The sequence below is a fragment of the Kitasatospora sp. NBC_01539 genome, from assembly GCF_045040525.1.
Lineage (GTDB): Bacteria > Actinomycetota > Actinomycetes > Streptomycetales > Streptomycetaceae > Kitasatospora.
Genome location: NZ_CP109390.1, coordinates 916,002 through 932,882 on the forward strand (window position 1 = coordinate 916,002; position 16,881 = coordinate 932,882).

18 protein-coding genes are annotated in these 16,881 nt (G+C 71.3%); 4 read left to right on the top strand and 14 right to left on the bottom strand.

The annotated features are described in order from the left end of the window. Positions 1 to 123: 123 nt before the first annotated feature. Positions 124 to 729: an SGNH/GDSL hydrolase family protein gene (locus OG335_RS03940; protein ID WP_405009567.1), complete on the bottom strand. Its 606-nt coding sequence runs from the start codon at positions 727 to 729 to the stop codon at positions 124 to 126. A 445-nt stretch (positions 730 to 1,174) separates the two neighbouring features. On the opposite strand from OG335_RS03940, the gene OG335_RS03945 reads away from it, so the two are divergent. The 4 genes from OG335_RS03945 to OG335_RS03960 all read left to right on the top strand — a co-directional run bounded on the left by OG335_RS03945 (position 1,175) and on the right by OG335_RS03960 (position 6,472). Next, positions 1,175 to 3,373, top strand: coding sequence for an MMPL family transporter (locus OG335_RS03945; protein ID WP_405009568.1), 2,199 nt, complete (start codon positions 1,175 to 1,177; stop codon positions 3,371 to 3,373). Positions 3,374 to 3,461: 88 nt separating this feature from the next. Further along, entirely contained in the window at positions 3,462 to 4,733 is a 1,272-nt protein-coding gene (locus OG335_RS03950) for a sensor histidine kinase (protein WP_405009569.1), read from the top strand. Further along, complete coding sequence (locus OG335_RS03955) at positions 4,730 to 5,419, top strand: response regulator (RefSeq protein WP_405009570.1); 690 nt, start codon at positions 4,730 to 4,732, stop codon at positions 5,417 to 5,419. The genes OG335_RS03950 and OG335_RS03955 overlap by 4 nt, the downstream gene beginning before the upstream one ends. 219 nt (positions 5,420 to 5,638) lie before the next feature. Then, positions 5,639 to 6,472 carry a serine/threonine-protein kinase gene (locus OG335_RS03960; protein WP_405009571.1) on the top strand — a complete coding sequence of 278 codons (834 nt, stop codon included), beginning with the start codon at positions 5,639 to 5,641 and terminating at the stop codon, positions 6,470 to 6,472. A gap of 183 nt (positions 6,473 to 6,655) precedes the next feature. Here the strand turns inward: OG335_RS03960 and OG335_RS03965 are convergent, their stop codons facing one another. The 13 genes from OG335_RS03965 to OG335_RS04025 all read right to left on the bottom strand — a co-directional run bounded on the left by OG335_RS03965 (position 6,656) and on the right by OG335_RS04025 (position 16,815). Continuing rightward, complete coding sequence (locus OG335_RS03965) at positions 6,656 to 6,955, bottom strand: type B 50S ribosomal protein L31 (protein WP_405009572.1); 300 nt, start codon at positions 6,953 to 6,955, stop codon at positions 6,656 to 6,658. A 58-nt stretch (positions 6,956 to 7,013) separates the two neighbouring features. Continuing rightward, positions 7,014 to 7,178: a 50S ribosomal protein L33 gene (rpmG, locus tag OG335_RS03970; protein ID WP_405009573.1), complete on the bottom strand. Its 165-nt coding sequence runs from the start codon at positions 7,176 to 7,178 to the stop codon at positions 7,014 to 7,016. A gap of 171 nt (positions 7,179 to 7,349) precedes the next feature. Continuing rightward, positions 7,350 to 7,997 carry an L-threonylcarbamoyladenylate synthase gene (locus tag OG335_RS03975; RefSeq protein ID WP_405009574.1) on the bottom strand — a complete coding sequence of 216 codons (648 nt, stop codon included), beginning with the start codon at positions 7,995 to 7,997 and terminating at the stop codon, positions 7,350 to 7,352. Between the two features lie 93 nt (positions 7,998 to 8,090). Then, the gene (locus OG335_RS03980) at positions 8,091 to 8,855 is read right to left on the bottom strand and encodes a phytanoyl-CoA dioxygenase family protein (RefSeq protein WP_405009575.1); all 765 of its coding nucleotides are present in this window, start codon (positions 8,853 to 8,855) and stop codon (positions 8,091 to 8,093) included. Further along, a complete protein-coding gene (locus OG335_RS03985; protein ID WP_405009576.1) occupies positions 8,836 to 9,672 on the bottom strand; it encodes a creatininase family protein in 837 nt (278 codons plus the stop codon). Before OG335_RS03985 ends, OG335_RS03980 begins: the two co-directional genes overlap by 20 nt. After that, on the bottom strand, positions 9,669 to 10,460 hold the full coding sequence (locus OG335_RS03990) for a class I SAM-dependent methyltransferase (protein WP_405009577.1): 792 nt from the start codon (positions 10,458 to 10,460) through the stop codon (positions 9,669 to 9,671). Before OG335_RS03990 ends, OG335_RS03985 begins: the two co-directional genes overlap by 4 nt. Beyond that, positions 10,457 to 10,993, bottom strand: coding sequence for an HAD family hydrolase (locus OG335_RS03995; protein ID WP_405009578.1), 537 nt, complete (start codon positions 10,991 to 10,993; stop codon positions 10,457 to 10,459). The genes OG335_RS03990 and OG335_RS03995 overlap by 4 nt, the downstream gene beginning before the upstream one ends. Before the next feature lie 125 nt (positions 10,994 to 11,118). Next, the gene (locus tag OG335_RS04000; protein ID WP_405009579.1) at positions 11,119 to 11,559 is read right to left on the bottom strand and encodes a hypothetical protein; all 441 of its coding nucleotides are present in this window, start codon (positions 11,557 to 11,559) and stop codon (positions 11,119 to 11,121) included. After that, positions 11,556 to 12,611: an enolase C-terminal domain-like protein gene (locus OG335_RS04005; RefSeq protein ID WP_405009580.1), complete on the bottom strand. Its 1,056-nt coding sequence runs from the start codon at positions 12,609 to 12,611 to the stop codon at positions 11,556 to 11,558. Before OG335_RS04005 ends, OG335_RS04000 begins: the two co-directional genes overlap by 4 nt. Further along, on the bottom strand, positions 12,605 to 14,641 hold the full coding sequence (locus OG335_RS04010; protein ID WP_405009581.1) for a hypothetical protein: 2,037 nt from the start codon (positions 14,639 to 14,641) through the stop codon (positions 12,605 to 12,607). Before OG335_RS04010 ends, OG335_RS04005 begins: the two co-directional genes overlap by 7 nt. Next, positions 14,635 to 15,672, bottom strand: a complete 1,038-nt coding sequence (locus OG335_RS04015; RefSeq protein ID WP_405009582.1) for a hypothetical protein — start codon at positions 15,670 to 15,672, stop codon at positions 14,635 to 14,637. The genes OG335_RS04010 and OG335_RS04015 overlap by 7 nt, the downstream gene beginning before the upstream one ends. 361 nt (positions 15,673 to 16,033) lie before the next feature. Continuing rightward, the gene (locus OG335_RS04020; RefSeq protein ID WP_405009583.1) at positions 16,034 to 16,261 is read right to left on the bottom strand and encodes a hypothetical protein; all 228 of its coding nucleotides are present in this window, start codon (positions 16,259 to 16,261) and stop codon (positions 16,034 to 16,036) included. Further along, positions 16,258 to 16,815: an ATP-binding protein gene (locus OG335_RS04025; RefSeq protein WP_405009584.1), complete on the bottom strand. Its 558-nt coding sequence runs from the start codon at positions 16,813 to 16,815 to the stop codon at positions 16,258 to 16,260. The genes OG335_RS04020 and OG335_RS04025 overlap by 4 nt, the downstream gene beginning before the upstream one ends. Positions 16,816 to 16,881: the final 66 nt, after the last annotated feature.

Below are 16,881 nucleotides of genomic sequence, written 5' to 3' on the forward strand. Positions count from 1 at the left end.
GACACCGCCCGCGCGTCCTGGCGGCACCGCGTACCGGGGCGCGGTGCCGGCCGGGCGCCGCGACAGGGGCTGACGGCCGCGTCCCGTGCGCGCCCGGCGGCAGCAGACGCCGGGCGTACCGGTTCACAGGTCGGTCATCTCCCCCAGACCCAGGGTGCGCAGCGTGTGGTCGGCCATCTGGAGGTGACCGACGGCGTTGGGGTGGGCGGGGTCGTCCAGCCAGGAGATCGGGTCGGCGTCGCCGAAACGGGCGCGCCAGTGGGCCTCGTGGTCGACCAGCAGGGCTCCGGTGTCGCGGGCGATCTCGCGGACGGCCTCGCAGTAGGCGGGCAGTTCCGACCGGGCCGGCCGCCCGGCGAGGCTGGTCAGGACGGGGGTGTGCAGAACGATCCGGGCGCCGGCCGTCCGGTCGACGATCGCGCGCATGGCGTCGTGGAACTCGGGCAGCCCGGCCAGGCCTGCGCGGGCGTCGTTGGTGCCGAGCGAGACGGACAGCACGTCGGGGGCGAACCGGCCGACCAGGTGGTCGTACGAGCCGAGGACGTCGACGGCGCGCCAGCCCGAGACGCCGGTGTTCACGACGATGTCGGTCAGCCGGTCGAGCTGCCAGCGGATGCGCTCGTGGACGTGCTCGACCCACCCTCGCGCACCGTACGTGTGCAGGACGGCCTGGGTGATGCTGTCCCCGGTCGCCACCCAGGTCATCGGCCGGTCCGGCAGCTCGATCATGTGGTCTCCCCGTGTTCCGCTGAGTTCCGCTGGTTCCGTAGTCCGGTCGGTCCTCGACCGGGGTGCATATTCGATCATGGCCCGCGGTCCGCTCCGCAGCGGGGCCCGGCCCAGCGCGCGGGGCCCGGGCGGCACCCAGCCTCCGCACCCGCACCCGCACCCGCGGTATCCGGCGCCGGCGGCCTACTGCGGGTGCGGTACACCGAGTGTCTGCGGACGGCTGACGACAACGGACCTGCCGGACGGCAGGGTTGAGTACACCGGGGAGAGGGCCCGCGGCCCTCACGGGCCGGGACGGAACACCTCCGTCAGCACCCGACCCCGGCATTCGACCGTGCCCGTCGTACCGGGACCGGCCCGCACCGCCCGTCCCGGTGGCGCGCGCCGCGTCCGCCGGACGGGCATGCGGCCGGCCCGGCAGCGGGCCCGAGAACCTGGAGTCCCGATGTCCGCGCTTGCCCGCTGGTGCCACCGGCACCGGCTCGTCACCGTCCTCCTGTGGGTGGGCCTGCTCGTGGGCCTGGGCGCAGCCTCGGGCGCGGTGGGCACCAAGTACAGCGACAGCATGTCGATGCCGGCCACCGAGTCGAGCAAGGCCCTGGAACTCCTCAGGGCCGACATGCCCGCCGCCGCGGGCGACACCGACACGGTCGTCTGGCACACGGACCACGGGTCGGTGAAGGACCCGGCGACCGAGGAGCGGATGACGAAGACGCTGGAGGCGATCGCCACCAGTCCGTCCGTCGCCTCCGTCGTCGGCCCGTACGACCCGCAGGGCGCCCGGCAGATCAGCGCGGACGGGTCGACCGCGTACGCCCAGATCACCTTCACGAAGGACGCCCGGGACATCCCGGTGGCCGACGTCGACCACGTGGTCGACCTCGCGAAGGACGCCCGGACGGACGGCCTGGACGTCCAGCTCGGCGGGCAGGCGATCCAGAACACCGAGAGCGAGATGGGCGGGGCCAGCGAGCTCATCGGCATCGTCGCCGCCCTGATCGTGATGACGCTGGTGTTCCGTTCGCTCTGGGCGGCCGCGCTGCCGATCCTCACGGCGGTGGCCGGGGTCGGCACCGGTGTCATCGGCACCGGGCTTCTGAGCCACGGCATGAGCGTCGCCTCGGTCGCGCCGACGCTGGGCGTCCTGGTGGGGCTGGGCGTCGGCATCGACTACGCGCTGTTCATCGTCAACCGCCACCGCAAGGGCCTGATGGCGGGCCTGAGCGTGCAGGAGTCGGTGGTCAAGGCGCTGAACACCTCCGGCCGGGCGGTGCTGTTCGCCGGCCTGACCGTGGTGATCGCACTGCTGGGCATGCTGATCCTGGGCATCGGTTTCCTCAACGGCATGGCGATCTCCGCCGCGCTCACCGTCGCGATGACCGTCCTCGCCGCGGTCACCCTGCTGCCGGCCATGCTCGGTCTGCTGAAGCTGCGCGTGCTGAGCCGGGCCCAGCGCCGCCGGCTGGCCGAGGAGGGGCCGTCCGCGCTGCCGACCTCCGGCTTCTGGGCCCGCTGGGCACTGCGGGTGCAGGCGCGCCCGGTCGGCAAGGCGTTGGTGGCGCTGCTCGTGATGGTGGCGGTGTCGCTGCCGGTGTTCTCGCTGCGCCTCGGCACCTCCGACGCGGGCAACAACCCGCGGTCCACGACCAGCCGGCAGGCGTACGACCTGATGGCCGACGGCTTCGGTCCCGGTTCGAACGGCCCGCTGCTGCTGGTCGCCGAGACACCCGGACCGCAGGAGCGCGCGGCCCTGGACGGGCTCGTCGCCGAGCTGAAGGGCGTGGACGGGGTGGCCCAGGTCGCCGCGGCCCCGGTGCCGGACGGCAAGCAGATCGCGACCGTCAGCGTGGTGCCGACCACCTCGCCGCAGTCCGCGGAGACCTCCGAGCTGATCACCGACCTGCGGGACCGGGTGATCCCGCAGGCCGAGGCGGGCACCGGCCTCAAGGTGTACGTCGGCGGTGCGACCGCGACCGCGGCCGACTTCGCGGACGTCCTGATCGGCAAGCTGCCGCTGTTCATCGGCATCATCGTGGGGCTGGGCTGCCTGCTGATGATGATCGCCTTCCGCAGCGTGCTGGTGCCGCTGATCGGCGTGGCGATGAACCTGCTCACCATGGGCGTGGCGTTCGGCGCGATCGTCGCGGTGTTCCAGTGGGGCTGGGGCTCCGAGGCGCTCGGTGTCGGCGCGGCCGGCCCGGTGGAGGCCTTCGCCCCGGTGATGATCATCGCGATCCTGTTCGGTCTCTCGATGGACTACCAGGTCTTCCTGATCAGCCGGATGCACGAGGAGTGGACCCACACCCGGGACAACCGGCGGGCCGTCCGCGTCGGCCACGGCGAGACCGGGCAGGTCATCACGGCGGCCGCGGTCATCATGGCGTGCGTCTTCGCCGCCTTCGTCTTCGCCGGGCAGCGCATGATCGCGGAGTTCGGCATGGGCCTGGCGCTGGCCGTCCTGCTCGACGTCCTCGTGCTGCGCATGGTGCTCGTCCCCGCGCTGATGCACCGCTTCGGCCGGGCCAACTGGTGGCTGCCCCGCTGGCTCGACCGGCTGCTGCCCCACGTGTCGGTGGAGGGTGAGCCCGACCCGGCGCCCGTCCCCGACCCGGAGCGCGAGCCGATACCGGCCGTCACCCGCTGACCACGTCCCGACGTCCCCGTCGCACGCCGGGGCCCGGACCGGCACACCGCCGGTCCGGGCCCCGACTGCGTACGGTGAAGGAGTGCAGATGGCCGACACGATCAGAGGGTGGCTCCACGCGCGGCCGCTGATGAACGGCCTGGCCCTGGCGCTGGGATGCTTCGTGCTGGTCGCGCCGGTCACCGCCGCCACGGCCTACCACCAGGACGCCTCGATCACGCTGTACCTGGTGCTGCTCGCGGTGTCCTGCGTCCCGCTCCTCGTCCTCCACCGGTGGCCGGTGGGCGTCGTGGCCACGACGGTGGTCATCGGTGTGGTCGAGTACGCCGTGATCCCGGTGGCCGGTCCACCGCCCGTGGCGGTCGGCGTCGCCCTGTACGCGGTGGCGAGCCGCACCGACCGGCGGACCGCCTGGCGGACCGGCATCTGGGCGGCCGTCGCCCTCACCACCGCCTCGGTGATCACCAGCCCCGGCGTCGAGGACCTGCCGCAGAACCTCGGCCTGATCGCCTGGACGTTCCTGTCGGTCGCCATCGGCGACGCCGTCCGCAGCCGCCGCGAGCTGCTGGCCTCCGTGATGGAACGCGCGGAGCGGGCCGAGCGCACCCGGGAGGAGGAGGCCCGCCGTCGGGTCACCGAGGAGCGGATGCGGATCGCCCGCGAGCTGCACGACGTGGTCGCCCACCACATCACCCTCGTCAACGCCCAGGCCGGTGTCGCCCACCACCTGATGCGCACCGACCCGGAACACGCCTACCAGGCCCTGGAACGGATCCGCGACACCAGCCGGGCCGCCCTGGACGAGCTGCGCGCCACCGTCGGCCTGCTCCGGTACAGCGGCGACCAGGCCGCACCGCGCGAGCCCGCCCCCGGGCTGGCCGGCCTCGACGACCTGCTCGACTCCTTCCGGCACTCCGGCCTGTCGGTGGCGCTGGAGCGCACCGGCACTCCCGTGGAACTTCCGCAGATCACCGACCTGACGGCCTACCGGATCATCCAGGAGGCCCTCACCAACACCCACAAGCACGCGGGTGCCGTCACCGCGCACGTCCGTCTCGACTTCGGCACCGACACGCTGCGGCTCACGATCGAGGACGACGGGCGCAAGCCCGCCGACGGCACGCGCGGCCGCCCGGGCGGGCCCGCCGGCCAGGGTGCCGTCACCGGTACCACCGGTACCGCCGGTGGCGCGGGTATCGGCACCGGCACCGGCACCGGGCACGGCATGATCGGGATGCACGAACGCGCCCGCGCGGTCGGCGGCACCCTCGCCGCCGGCCACCGCCCAGGCGGGGGCTTCCGGGTCGACGCCGAACTCCCGCTGCCCACCGACACCGGCCGGAAGGTCTGCCGCCCATGACGATCCGCGTCCTGCTCGCCGACGACCAGGCCCTGCTGCGGGGCACCTTCCGGCTGCTCATCGACTCGGCACCCGACCTGGAGGTGGTCGCCGAGGCCGGAACCGGCCGGGAGGCCGTCGACCTGGCCCGCAGTGCCCGTGCCGACCTCGTCCTGATGGACATCCGGATGCCCGAACTGGACGGCCTGGCCGCCACCCGGCTGATCACCGAGGACGACGACCTCGCCGGGGTCAAGGTGCTGGTGCTGACCACCTTCGAGAGTGACGAGTACGTCGCCGAGGCCCTGCGGGCCGGGGCGAGCGGCTTCCTCGGCAAGGGCATCAACCCGGAGGAGCTGCTGGAGGCGATCCGGGTGGTCGCCGCGGGCGACGCCCTGCTCTCACCGGCGGCGACGAAGGCCCTGATCGGCCGCTTCCTCTCCCAGCCCGCACCGCGGGACCGCAGCGCCCTCCCCCGCCTCGACGTGCTCACCGCCCGCGAACAGGAGGTCGTCGCCCTGGTCGCCGCCGGGCTCTCCAACGACGACATCGCCGAGCGGCTCTTCGTGACACCGCTGACCGCGAAGACCCACGTGAACCGGGCGATGGCCAAGCTCGGCGCCCGCGACCGCGCCCAGGTCGTGGTGATCGCATACGAGAGCGGTCTGGTCCGTCCGGGCAACGGCAGGCAGGCCGAGACCGGCTGACGCAGCGCCTGCCCGGACGCCGACTCGGGCGGCCGCCCGGCGCGGCCGCCCGCCGAGCCCACCCCTCGTCAACCGTTCTTGACGGTACGTCATCAATGCAGGTGAGGGCGGCAGGTGTCGATCCGTCACCGATGTGGCCCACCGCCCCCGCGCGGCGGCGGCTGTGTGGTGCAATGCCGGAACGTCAGGGGTCGGGGCAACGATCCGAGGGAGAACGCCGTGCGGCAGGGGCAGGTTCTGGCCGGGCGCTACCGGCTGGAAGCAATGCTGGGCCAGGGCGGAATGGGGCACGTCTGGGGCGGGCGGGATCTGGACCTGGACCGGCCGGTCGCCGTGAAAGTCGTGCCGGACGCGTCGCGGGAGGATCTGACGGCCCGCCTCCGCAGGGAGGGCCGGATCATCACCTGGCTGAACGAGCACCGGCACCCGTCGATCGCGACGGTGTTCGACGTCGGCGACCACGACGGGTGCCTGTACCTCGTCATGGAGTTGCTGCCCGGCAGCGATCTCCAGACCGTCAGCGGACGCCACCCGCTGGGCCTGGAGGTCCGGACGGTGATCGGCTACGGCATCCGGATCTCCGAGAGCCTGGCGGCGGCCCACGAGGCCGGCATCGTGCACCGGGACGTCAAACCCGCCAACATCATCGTCACCGAGGACGGCGGAGTGAAGATCTGCGACTTCGGCACCGCCCAGATGGCCGGCTCGACCGCGGGGCTCGCCGACCACTTCGGCTTGATGGGCACACCGCGCTTCATGGCGCCAGAGCAGTTCGCCGACCGGCGGACCGACCCCCGCACCGACCTGTACGCGCTGGGCTGCACCCTCTACGCCCTGCTCACGGGCGCGCCACCGTTCAACGGCACGTTCACCGAACTCCGCCGACGGCACCTGGAGGAGCGGCCCCGGTCGGTCCGCAGCCACCGCGACGACGTCCCGCAGGAGCTGTCCGCCCTGATCGGCGACCTGCTGGCCAAGGAGCCCGCCGAGCGGCCCAGCGACGGGCGAGTGGTGGCGCAGCGCCTCCGCGCCGTCCGGGCCTCGGGCCGGTGACCGGTCGCTGGTCACCGGTCGCCGGTCGCCGGTCGCCGGTCACCGGCCCCTCCGCCCAGCACTGCACCGCCCCGACGAGCGGCCGCCCGGCGACGGTCCCCGAGGGGATCGCCGCCGGGCGGTACGGACCGGTGCACCGGCCGCGGCTGCGTCTGCTCGTGACGGCGGGCGGCCGGGCGACGGTCAGGTGCCGTTCGGCGCCGCCGTACGGGCGGGTCCGCCCGCGAGGCCGTACCGGCGGTGGAACCGTTCGACCCGGCCTGCCGTGTCCAGCACGCGGGCCTCACCGGTGTAGAAGGGGTGTCCGGCCGACGAGACCTCGACGTCGACGACGGGGTAGGTGCGACCGTCCTCCCACAGCACGGTCCGGGCGGCCGTATCCGCGTCGCGGCCCGCGGCCGTCGAGCGGGTCAGGAAGGCGTAGCCGCTCGCCTTGTCGCGGAAGACGACGGGGCGGTACGCGGGGTGGATGCCGGTCTTCATGGTGCGCTCCTCGGGTCGTCGGAGGGGACGGGGGCGGGGACGGGGACGGTTGCCGGGTTCAGCGCTCCTCGCGGAACTCGACGTGCCGCCGGACGGTCGGGTCGTACTTGCGCAGCACGAGCCGGTCTGGGTCCTGCCGGCGGTTCTTGCGGGTGGCGTAGGTGTAGCCGGTCCCCGCGGTGGAGCGGAGCTTCACGATCGGACGCAGGTCGCTGCGGGCCACGGTGACTCCTTCTGTTGCCGTCGTGTCGTTCGTCATACACGGGCATCAACAGAACGGTTTTCGTTTTCATTCCGGCGCGGACGCCGCGGACCTCGTGGACCCGCGGACTCCGTGCCGACCGCCACCTCGACGGCGAGAGCTGCAGCCACGCCGGCCTATCGCCAACTTCGCTCAGGCAGGGATCCCGCGCCCGAGCGCCGCTGCTATGGCACGTTCGTGAACGAGGCCGGTCCGGATGAGGCGGGCATGGGCTGTCGAGCAGTCGATGATCGTCAGGTGGTTGGCTGCCGGGCAGACCCCGCCGTCCAAGATCACGGTGGCCTTCACGCCCGTGAGGCCCAGGAAGTCGGCGACCTCCTCCGGCGAGATCGCCGGCCCGCGCGCGTCGATGCCCGCGTCTCCGGAGATGTTGACGGTGGTCGCGGCGACTGGCGTACGGGTCAACGATGCCAGTGCCCCCAGTGCACCGCGGGCGTTGGTGACGAGGGCGGGAGACCCGACAGCGGAGTACCGGGCGCCCTCGTCGAGGTCACGCCAGGGCAGAAGGAGCGCCAGATCGCCGGGCCAGAAGGCGTCGGCAAGCCCGCGGGCTTCGTCGGAGAGCACGAAGCATTGCTCGCAGTCCGCCAGGGACGGGGTGACGAGGACGAGGGACTTTCCAGGGGACCTCTGCTTGCCCTCGAAGATGGTTCTGCAGGCGCGGGTGTTTGTCGCGTCGGCACAGATCATGTACCAGCGCGAGGTGGGGACGATGACCAGCTCGCCGGCTTCAAGCGCGCGGGCCGCTCGGTTGAGCTGGTCAGGTGGAATCGGCTGCATGGACACTCCGGTTTCGAGATCGGTGAGTTGGACCGCCGACTTGAACGAGGAGCCTTGTCGCAGGGCCGGCCAGGAGGACGAGGCGAGGTGTTCTTACAAGGGCGCCTTGGCCGGGTACAGATCGGCAAGACCGGGGTAGTCCAGCCACGGATCCTGCAGAGCTTGGAGTCGGCGATCGGCGTGGGAGACATTCGATACGCGGAAGTACGCCATGACGCGGGGCTCCTGAGTGCGGTTGCGACCCACAGCGTGCGGCACGAGGTGGTGCATGAGGAGGACATCTCCGGGCGCCCCGAGGAACGGCGTGCCCGTCCGTCCGTCGACCTCCGGAGGGACCTGGTCGGTGATGCCGAGGAACCACTGGTCGCGGAACCACTCGGACATGGTCAGGTGTCCGCCGGGCTGGTAGCGCAGCGCGCCGCCGTCCGGGTCCGTGATGTCGGAGAGCACCACTCCCACGAGCAGCGAGAAGGTCCGTAGTTCGTCGGGATCGAGGTGCGGGCAGGCGACGCCGTCGACGTGCATCGCCTTCTCGGGCTGCGCGTTGGGGAGCTGTGACTCGGGGATGCGGATCTGGATCTGTATGGTTGAGACGGGCTCAAACTCTCCTACCAGCTCACTGGCGAGGGTGGCCGCCCCGGAGTGGGCGAAGAGGCCCAACAGATCGGGGTGGCTGCCGAGCTCGGGGGCGAAACTGCGCTGTGTGTAGGAGTTGATGAGGGAGGGGTCCATCGACTTTCGGCACCAGTCATCGACGAGCGCGCGAGCGCGGGCGACGAGCCCGGAGGCGACGGCGCCGCGCCTGATGACCAGGCCGTGGCGTACGAAGTCGCTCTTTTCAGCAGTGGTGAGGGCCATGGGATCCCCTGACGAAGGCGGGCGTCTGCGGACGGTGGAGGGGGAGCCGGATGAGAACGTCGGCAGCTGCGTCCAGAGCGCTCTCGATGATCGAGCGGCCGACGTCGGCGGAGGCTGCCCGCGGATCGCCGCCGATCACCCCGGAGGACGCGATGGTGGTGTCGCCGGAGTTCCACGGCCAGGTCGCCCCACGGTCGAGCACCAACCGGTTGATCTCCTGGAGGCGCTCGCGGTCGGCGCCGAAGTCTGCTGGGAGCCGGTCGAGATGGACGTCCTCGGGAGTGAGGGCGAGCATGAGAGAGGTCTCGTGAAGGCCGGCGTGGATCTCCGGCAGCCCGCTCTCGGTTCGGAAGGCCGACAGCGAACCCGGGTGGACCACGCAGGCGGCGAGAGCGTACCGCTCCTGCAGCTCGTAGAGCGCGGCCTCCAGAATGCCGCGGTTGCCGCCGTGGCCGTTGACGATCAGAAGGGATCGGGCGGGGGTGGCTCGGACGTAGTCGCCGACGACCGTGTCGAGCAGCGACATGAAGCTCGCCACGCGCAGTGAGACCGTTCCGGGCGCCCAGGCGTGCTCAGGCGACAGGCCGTACGGGATCGACGGCAACGCCCAGAGGTCGTGGCCGTCGCCGTAGCGCTCGACCAGCCGGGCGGTGAACTGCTCCGCGATCACCGTGTCCGTGTTCAACGGCAGATGGGGGCCGTGCTGCTCGAAGGAACCGATCGGCAGACACAGGACCGACCCGGGACCGAGCTCGGCGGCGACGTCCGGAGCGGTCAGCCGGCCGTACTGCCGAGCATCCGCCCCGACGGCGGTCATGTCCTGCTCCGTCGGCCGATCCGGATGAGGAACTCGTTGTCCTCGGGGAAGGTGTCGTCGTTGGTGTGCTCGGCGAGGACGGCCTTCACCGCCGACTCGAACTCGGCGAGACGGTCGCCGAAGAGGTGGGGTGCGGCGAAGCTGGTCGAGTAGAGGTAGCCGAGGATGCCCTCGGTGGTCCAGGTGCGCTGGACCGGCACCCGGACCTCTTCGACGTGGTTGAACGGGGACTCCTCCATGATCTCGCTGTAGGGCCGGTTGTGGTGTTTGAAGGTACTGTTGCCGGCCCGGCGCTCTTCTCCGAGAAAGTCCTGGACGACCGAGCGCACGGACTGCTTCCAGGGACTCTCCGCCGCCCAGAAGCTGTTGTCCCCGAAGATCGCGACCGCGCCGCCAGGAGCGACCTGGTCGTCGAGGAGCGCGAGGACCGTGGCCTGGTCGAGCCAGTGGAAGGCCCGGCAGATCGTGACGAGATCGGCGCGCCAGCCCGCCGGCGGCGTGAAGTCCTCAGCCGTGGACTCGACGAGTGCCAGGGAGGTCCCGTCCGGTAGTGCAGGGCGGAGGGCCGACTCCGCCGCAGCGAGCATCTCGGCGTCGTTGTCGATCGCGATGATCTCGTCGAACCGGCCCAGCAGGGCCTCGGCGACCAGCCCGGTGCCGGTGCCGACGTCCAGGAGCCGGCGGGGGCTGCCCGTCGGAGCCGCCTGGTCGAGGACGGCCGCGACCTCCTCCGGGATGCCCGGACGGTACTGGCGGTAGTAGCCGACGGTGCCGGTGAACAAACTCATGGAAGCCTCCGCGCGAGTAGTTGCCGTGCGTGCTGCACGGCATCGGCGAGATCGCCGGCCACCAGCACGCCATGTTCAACGAGTGACTGTTCGTCAGGGACCGTACGCCCATGGGACACCCAGACGGCGCGCAGTCCCGCCGTAGTGGCCCCTTGGATGTCGCACTCCCAGTCGTCGCCGACGTGGACGATCTGCGACGGCGGCACCTTGTACGAGTCGGCGACTGTCCAGAAGGCCCGGTAGTCCGGTTTGGCGTAGCCCGTCCGGCACGAGGGGAAGTGGCTGCTGACCCAGGGGGAGAGGAGTTTGAGGAGCCGCTCGGGGTCGGCTTCTGTACAGGTGACGTTCGACAGCGTCACGACGGTCGCTTCCCGGCTGAGTTCCTGCAGCGCCTCGACCGTCCCCGGGAACAGCACGAGCGGGGCCACCGGAAGATTGCGCGGGAACACCGATGGCTCGACGCCCAGGGCACGGCACACGCGTTCGATCAGCGCATCGGTGATCTCGGGCGCGGTGTGCAGGACGTTGCGCATGACCCTTCGGGCCTGCTTCGGGCCGAGCGGTGAGGCAGCAGCCAGGCGGGCAGCGAGACCTGGTCCCTGCGCGTTCCCCAGCGTGCCTCCGATGTCGAGACTGACCAGCGGTCGGACGGGCTCCATCAGGCGGCCTCGATTCCGGCGAGGGGGAGGGCGGACACGATCGCCTCGAGGCGCGCCGCACGGATCGGCTCCGTTGTGGCCTCGCCGAGGAAGGTCAGCGCGTACCGCGTCTCCGCCTGGTCGAGGGCGCCCAGGTCGCGCCCGTGCATCTGGGCCGCCTCTGCGAGATCCACCGGGATGGTGCGCGGGCGCAGTCCGTGCGGCAGGTGAAGGGTGCCAGCCCATGTGGGTGCCGGCGCCGGCAGACGGTGCATCGGTCGCAGGACCGTGACGTCGTCGAGGCTGATGATGCGAACGGGCACCCGCCCCTCGCCGAGGTCGAGTTCGCCGGACAGGAACGTGTCGTGGCCGTCGAGGCGGTGTTCGAGCACGAGGAGGGAGCCGTGCTCGTCATACCGGGTCGTACCGCGGACGGGGATGCTCTCGCTGCTCCGGGTCATTGGGGTCTCCGTGGTTGGGTTCCGAGGCCGGGAGTCCGGGGCGACGGGAGGTGGCCGTGTTCGGGTATCCAGGGTTCGGCGTAGATGGTCTGGCGGCGGGGTTCCCACTGACGGCGGTACTCGACGGCGGGGACGGCGTCGGGGAAGGCCGCCGCCAGGTGGATCCCAGGCACCATCGAGCGGCCATGCGGGTACACGGGGACGCCGGCCTTGCGCGCGGCTGCGGTGATCTCGACGGCCCGGGTGAGCCCGCCACACCCGACGACGTCGATGGTGAGAGCCTTCGGCCTGACCTGGTCGAACAGCATGGGCAGGTCCTCGGTCGACCTCAGCCGCTCACCGACGGCCACGGGCAGGCCGGCAGTGGCAAGGCGGTGGTAGATCCGCAGGTGGTGCTCGGGCAAGGGGTCTTCCAGCCAGGTCAGCGCCGAGTGCTCGAACCGTTCGGCGAATGCCGTGGCGAGCTGAGGGCTCCACGTCCCTACCGCGTCGACGGCGAAGCCGTTGTGGAGAACCTCGGCCGCCTGCTCCACGGCCCGGACGAGACGCCGCGCCTCGGAGGCCGTCGTGGGACCCGGTCGGCGCCGAAGACCCCACTTGGTGAAGGCCCAACCCTCGACGGCGACCCGGGAGAGAACCCCCGGAGCCGGAGGACCGCTGAGATCCAGACGGAGCCATGAGGAGTACGCCGGAACCGGCGAACGGTTCACCCCGGGAGCCAGCAGATCGGCCACCGGTCGATCGGCCAGACGTCCGTGGAGATCCCACAGAGCACAGTCCACCGCTCCGAGAGCCCATTCGGCCACCTCGCGGGCCAGTCCGACGGCCGCGCCCTGCAGTCTTGCCCGGCGGCCCTCGTGGTCCGTCACGAGGTGGCCGATCGCAGCGTAGGACAGCACGTCGACGGCACGGCCGACAGGTTCACTGACGGGGCCGTACCAACCGATCCGACCGCCACCGTGCACGGCGACGAAGACGGTGTCGTCCCCGGGAGCGAGATCTGCTTCGACCAGTACCGTCTCCACCTTGTCCACGGTCGCTTCCGTCAGCACGCGCCCTCCCGGGAGACGGTCAACTTGCGGGCGGCCCGGAGCAGACCCTCCGGGTCGAGGCCGAGCTCATCGGTGAGCTTTGCCTGGGCCATCGGCCCGGAGGGTTCGCGCCAGCCGATGACTGCGATGGAACTGCGGAGCCGCCCGGCGAGCAGTCCCCACACGGCAGCAGGGTGGCCCAACGTGGCCACGAGCACCGCGGCGTTCTCGCCGAGGTAGGTTGCCGCCTCGGCCTCCGGCAGCCCCCTCGGCCAGATCTGCGGATCCCCGAGGACCGTCAAGTCCAGTACGCCCACGACTCGGACGCGGCAGCCCAACTGCTCACGGATCTCGGGCACCGCTGTTGTCGCGACCTCCGCCGGCAGATCACCTGCGACCAGGATGGTGAGGTCGGGCTCGCCCTCATCGCTCAGGTGAGGCCAGATGGCCAGTCCCCGAGCCAGTTCCTGCTCGACGGTCTCGTCCGGCTGCCGTACGGCCGCGTGCTTGCCGGCGATCACCACGTTGACGCGGCCGGTCGACCCCAGGGCCTCGTCCAGGGCAAGGGCCGCCCGCTTCGGGTCCGCCGGTGTCAGCACCCGCACAGCCGGATCGCACGTCGCCAGCAGGGCGGTGGCCAGCGAGGGATCGCCGTGCGTGTAGACGTTGCGCCATCCGTACGAGGTCAGCAACAGGTTGAGGCTCGGCGCCGGGGTCCCGACGGTGAGTCGTCGGTGCTTGAGGTGGCCGACGAGTCCGGAAGTGAGGAGCGGCGCGAACGCCTCATAGGACACCAGGGCTCCGCGCCGGCCACTGGCGAGCCAGCCGGTCAGCCACCCCAGCAGAACCTCCTCCGCCAGGACCTCGGACACCCACGGCTCGTCCTGCAGCGCACCGAGGCGGTTCGAGGCGAGCTCGTCGGGGCTGAAGACGCGGAAGTCCCCTGCGGCGGCATGGCTCCGCAGCACCTGGCCCACGGCCTGTCCGAAGGCGCTGCCGTCCTGGGGCTCCGCGGAGACCGGCGGGGGCAGGGTCGGTGCGCAGACCGGGCGCTGTCCTGCCGCTTCGAGCGCGTCGGCAAGCTCTCCGGTCGGGCCCCCGTCGGTGTCGAACAACTCCTCCGGCCGGTACGAGGCGAGCCAGCGCGTCAGAAGCTCCCGCTGGCCGGCGTCCTCATGTGCCAGACCGAGCGGTGTCTTGTGGGTGTCGGCCGTACCGAGCAGAGCCAGTCCCCCGACCCGCTCGGGTCCGCTCCAGCCTTTCACGCACCGCAGGAAGACGGTGGTGCGCACACCGTCCACGACCTGTCGCACGGACTCCAGGAGCGCCTGCGCGAAGGTTTCGTGCTCCTCGCGGGAGGCGGAGGACACGTGCACCACTCGGCTCTGCCAGCCCAGCCCGGCCGCGTATCCGGTGAGTTCCCCGTCCGTCATCGCTCCCAGCAGGGACTGGTCGCCCATCCGGAAGCCGTTGACGTGAACGATCGGGACGACCGTGCTCCCGTGCAACGCTCGCGCGGCAAGCCAGGAGGCCGCCGTGGTGGGCGTCTCGCACTCGCCGTCGCCGATGATCGGGAGAACGACCCGATCAGGTGAGTCCAGTGCGAACCCGTGGCTGAACGCCAAGGCGCCGCCGAGACAGCCCCCAGGAGCCGCCCCCGCCGCGAGCAGGGGGTGAACCTCCGACCCGAGACCGTCCACCTCCGGGAAGTCGCGGGCCAGACGCGCCAGCCCCACAGCGTCGCGGGAGTACTGCGGACGCACGGAGGCGAGCTCTCCCGACAGCCACCCGAAAGCCAGCTGCACCACACCCGCATGGCCGGCACCGAGCACGGGGACCAGCGTCCGGGCAGGTGCCGCCTTCCCTGCCGCGAGCAGCGTATGGGCAAGGGCCCACGCGGTCCCGGGCACCGTTCCCCAGTGGCCCGCCGGTCGGCGCTTGATGTGGCCGGCGAGCAGCGGCTCCGCCAGGAGCACGTTCCCGTCGAGGTGCAGCAGCACCACCGACACGTAGACGGCAGCCCGCCAGAGCACGTCGGCTCGGTTCAGCACGGGGCCACCAGGCTCTCACCGTCGAACGTGAAGTACCACAGCGGCCGGTAACACTCCCAGGCCGCCGGACGAAGCCCGGCCGGGCCCACGATCCGTTCGATCTCCCGACGCGCCCGGAGGTAGAACTCCAGGGTTTCCGATCCGCCGGCCCTCAGACCGGCCATGATCGAGTTGTGCGCCTGGTAGACCTGGAAGTTCGGGAACTCGGTGACGAACGGCATCAACTCGGATACCCCGTCGCGAAGTTCCGCGAGGCTGTCCAAGCCGACTATGTAGGTGAACGACGTGGCGTGGCCGGCCGCCATCGCCCGCCGGAGAACCTCGGGCATCTCCTCGGTCGTCAGCACCGCCTTGCTGGCCTTGAGTAGCAGGTCCCGTCGGCCGAAGCACTCGGCGGTCAGCCGGAGCACGAAAGGCGCGACGTGCTGGGCCAGTTCCTCGAAAGCAGTGGCGCTCCGGATCACGGAGGTGAGGAAGCCGATCCGGGCGCCGATGTCGTGCGCACTGAGCACCTGACGCAGTCCGATCAGGTGGTCGACGGCGGCCCGCTCGCGCTCGAAGCAGCCGGTCGACACGGTGACCTCGCGCAGCTCGGTCAGATCGCGGTGGGGCTGCTGCTCGACCATGGCGGCGAGCAGCTCGCTCAGCTCCCGCTCCTCGGCGAGCCGGGGGTCTGCCGCTGCCTCCAGGGTGTTCGGGCAGAAGGCGCACCCCACGCAGCGGCTGCGAGCGTTGGGGTTGAGCGTGGCGGCGCGACCGCCGTCCCGGAAGTACCCGCCGACCGCCTCGTCGGCGGTGACCCGCTCGACGGTGGCGACGGGGTGCGCGGCCAGTATGAGCTCGTCTCCCTCCAGCCGGAACGGCGACGCCTCGGCGTTCAGCGGGACGATCACCATCCAGGAGACCTCGGGCCGAGTTGCCAGACGCACCGAGACGCGGCCCCGGTGGCGGGCGTGGACGGAGGAGATGCCGTACAGGTTGATCGCCATGAGCAGTGCGTCCTCAACCGGCACGCCGTGGCGATCGGCCATGCGTTCGACGTACGGGAGGGTGAGTGCCGCTGTTGATGAGTCTCCGAGGACTGCCGTCATGATCTGCTCTCCGTCGGTGTCTGGATCCGGCCTGGGATGAGTCGTCCGTCTGTACGCCGCGCTGGATGCGCCGTCCTCCCGGCCGCCGTCCAGGAGGATCGGCCCGTGCGGGCCTGCCGGGTTTCGTCCGACAGGCCCGCACGGTCTCTCGTCCGACTACCGGCCCGGGTAGGACGGCTGCGGAGTCGGCGGGGGAGGTAACGGCAGTGGCCGCGGCGCCTCCAGGCGATGCTGGTGGACGTCATGGCTGTGCCCCCTTCGGATCGGTGGTGCGCGATGGCGCCGGGACCAGGCGTTGCTGTCAGGTCCCGGTTTCGACCGCGGAGTCACGCAGTGCTTCGCGGTCGGGTTCGTGGTCGGCCGCCAGAGTGGGGCCGAGGTGATCAGCACAGAGCTGGTGCTGTGCCGTGACGCCGAGGAGCGTCAGTACGAGCAGGTGGCCGAGTGCCCACAGCCAGGCGAGCGCGGCACCGAACGGGTCGTGGCGCGCGCCGCGGTGTCGAGCAGGCGGCAACTGGTAGGCGTTCAAGCCGCATCAGCTCCGACCTCGGCCCACACGACCTTGCCGGAGTCCCTCTCCTCGACACCCCAGCGCCGGCACACCGCCTCGACGAGGAAGAGCCCGCGACCGCGCTCGGAGGTCGGCCTGGACTGTTCCAGGCAAGGCAGTTCCGGGCTTCCGTCCGAGACCTCGATCCGCAGCCCGCGGATGCAAGGAGCGAGGCGGACATCGAAGCAGGCGGAGGCCGCCGAGCCGCTGTGCAACACGACGTTGGCCGAGAGTTCGGAGGCCACCAGCTCGACATCGTCGATCAGCAAGGCGTCGAATCCCCACGCGTCCGCGATCCACCTGACCGACGTCCGAACCAGGGGCACCGAACTGGCAGACAGGACGAAACGCATCTGCACTGACACACAGCGGACTTCTTCGACCTGGGCGCTCCGTGTCATCACGTTGCCGCCATTCTGGACAGGGCCGCCCGGTGCCTGCCGGATGCGAGGTCGCTCAGAACCCTGGTAACGCGCCAGTGCCGCCTCCGCAGTGGATGCACTGGCCCGACGGCCGCGACGTTCCATCGCCATTCGTCCCCCATCTTCTTGCAACAGGCAGCCCATAGGCAGTGTTTGATGACAAGTCAGAAAGCTAGG

Bases quoted from the DNA above. Each gene is read 5' to 3' on its own strand.
- OG335_RS03940 (WP_405009567.1), bottom strand. From the start codon at position 729: ATGATCGAGCTGCCGGACCGGCCGATGACCTGGGTGGCGACCGGGGAC.
- OG335_RS03945 (WP_405009568.1), top strand. From the start codon at position 1,175: ATGTCCGCGCTTGCCCGCTGGTGCCACCGGCACCGGCTCGTCACCGTC.
- OG335_RS03950 (WP_405009569.1), top strand. From the start codon at position 3,462: ATGGCCGACACGATCAGAGGGTGGCTCCACGCGCGGCCGCTGATGAAC.
- OG335_RS03955 (WP_405009570.1), top strand. From the start codon at position 4,730: ATGACGATCCGCGTCCTGCTCGCCGACGACCAGGCCCTGCTGCGGGGC.
- OG335_RS03965 (WP_405009572.1), bottom strand. From the start codon at position 6,955: ATGAAGACCGGCATCCACCCCGCGTACCGCCCCGTCGTCTTCCGCGAC.
- OG335_RS03975 (WP_405009574.1), bottom strand. From the start codon at position 7,997: ATGCAGCCGATTCCACCTGACCAGCTCAACCGAGCGGCCCGCGCGCTT.
- OG335_RS03980 (WP_405009575.1), bottom strand. From the start codon at position 8,855: ATGGCCCTCACCACTGCTGAAAAGAGCGACTTCGTACGCCACGGCCTG.
- OG335_RS03985 (WP_405009576.1), bottom strand. From the start codon at position 9,672: ATGACCGCCGTCGGGGCGGATGCTCGGCAGTACGGCCGGCTGACCGCT.
- OG335_RS03990 (WP_405009577.1), bottom strand. From the start codon at position 10,460: ATGAGTTTGTTCACCGGCACCGTCGGCTACTACCGCCAGTACCGTCCG.
- OG335_RS03995 (WP_405009578.1), bottom strand. From the start codon at position 10,993: ATGCGCAACGTCCTGCACACCGCGCCCGAGATCACCGATGCGCTGATC.
- OG335_RS04000 (WP_405009579.1), bottom strand. From the start codon at position 11,559: ATGACCCGGAGCAGCGAGAGCATCCCCGTCCGCGGTACGACCCGGTAT.
- OG335_RS04015 (WP_405009582.1), bottom strand. From the start codon at position 15,672: ATGGCCGATCGCCACGGCGTGCCGGTTGAGGACGCACTGCTCATGGCG.
- OG335_RS04025 (WP_405009584.1), bottom strand. From the start codon at position 16,815: ATGGCGATGGAACGTCGCGGCCGTCGGGCCAGTGCATCCACTGCGGAG.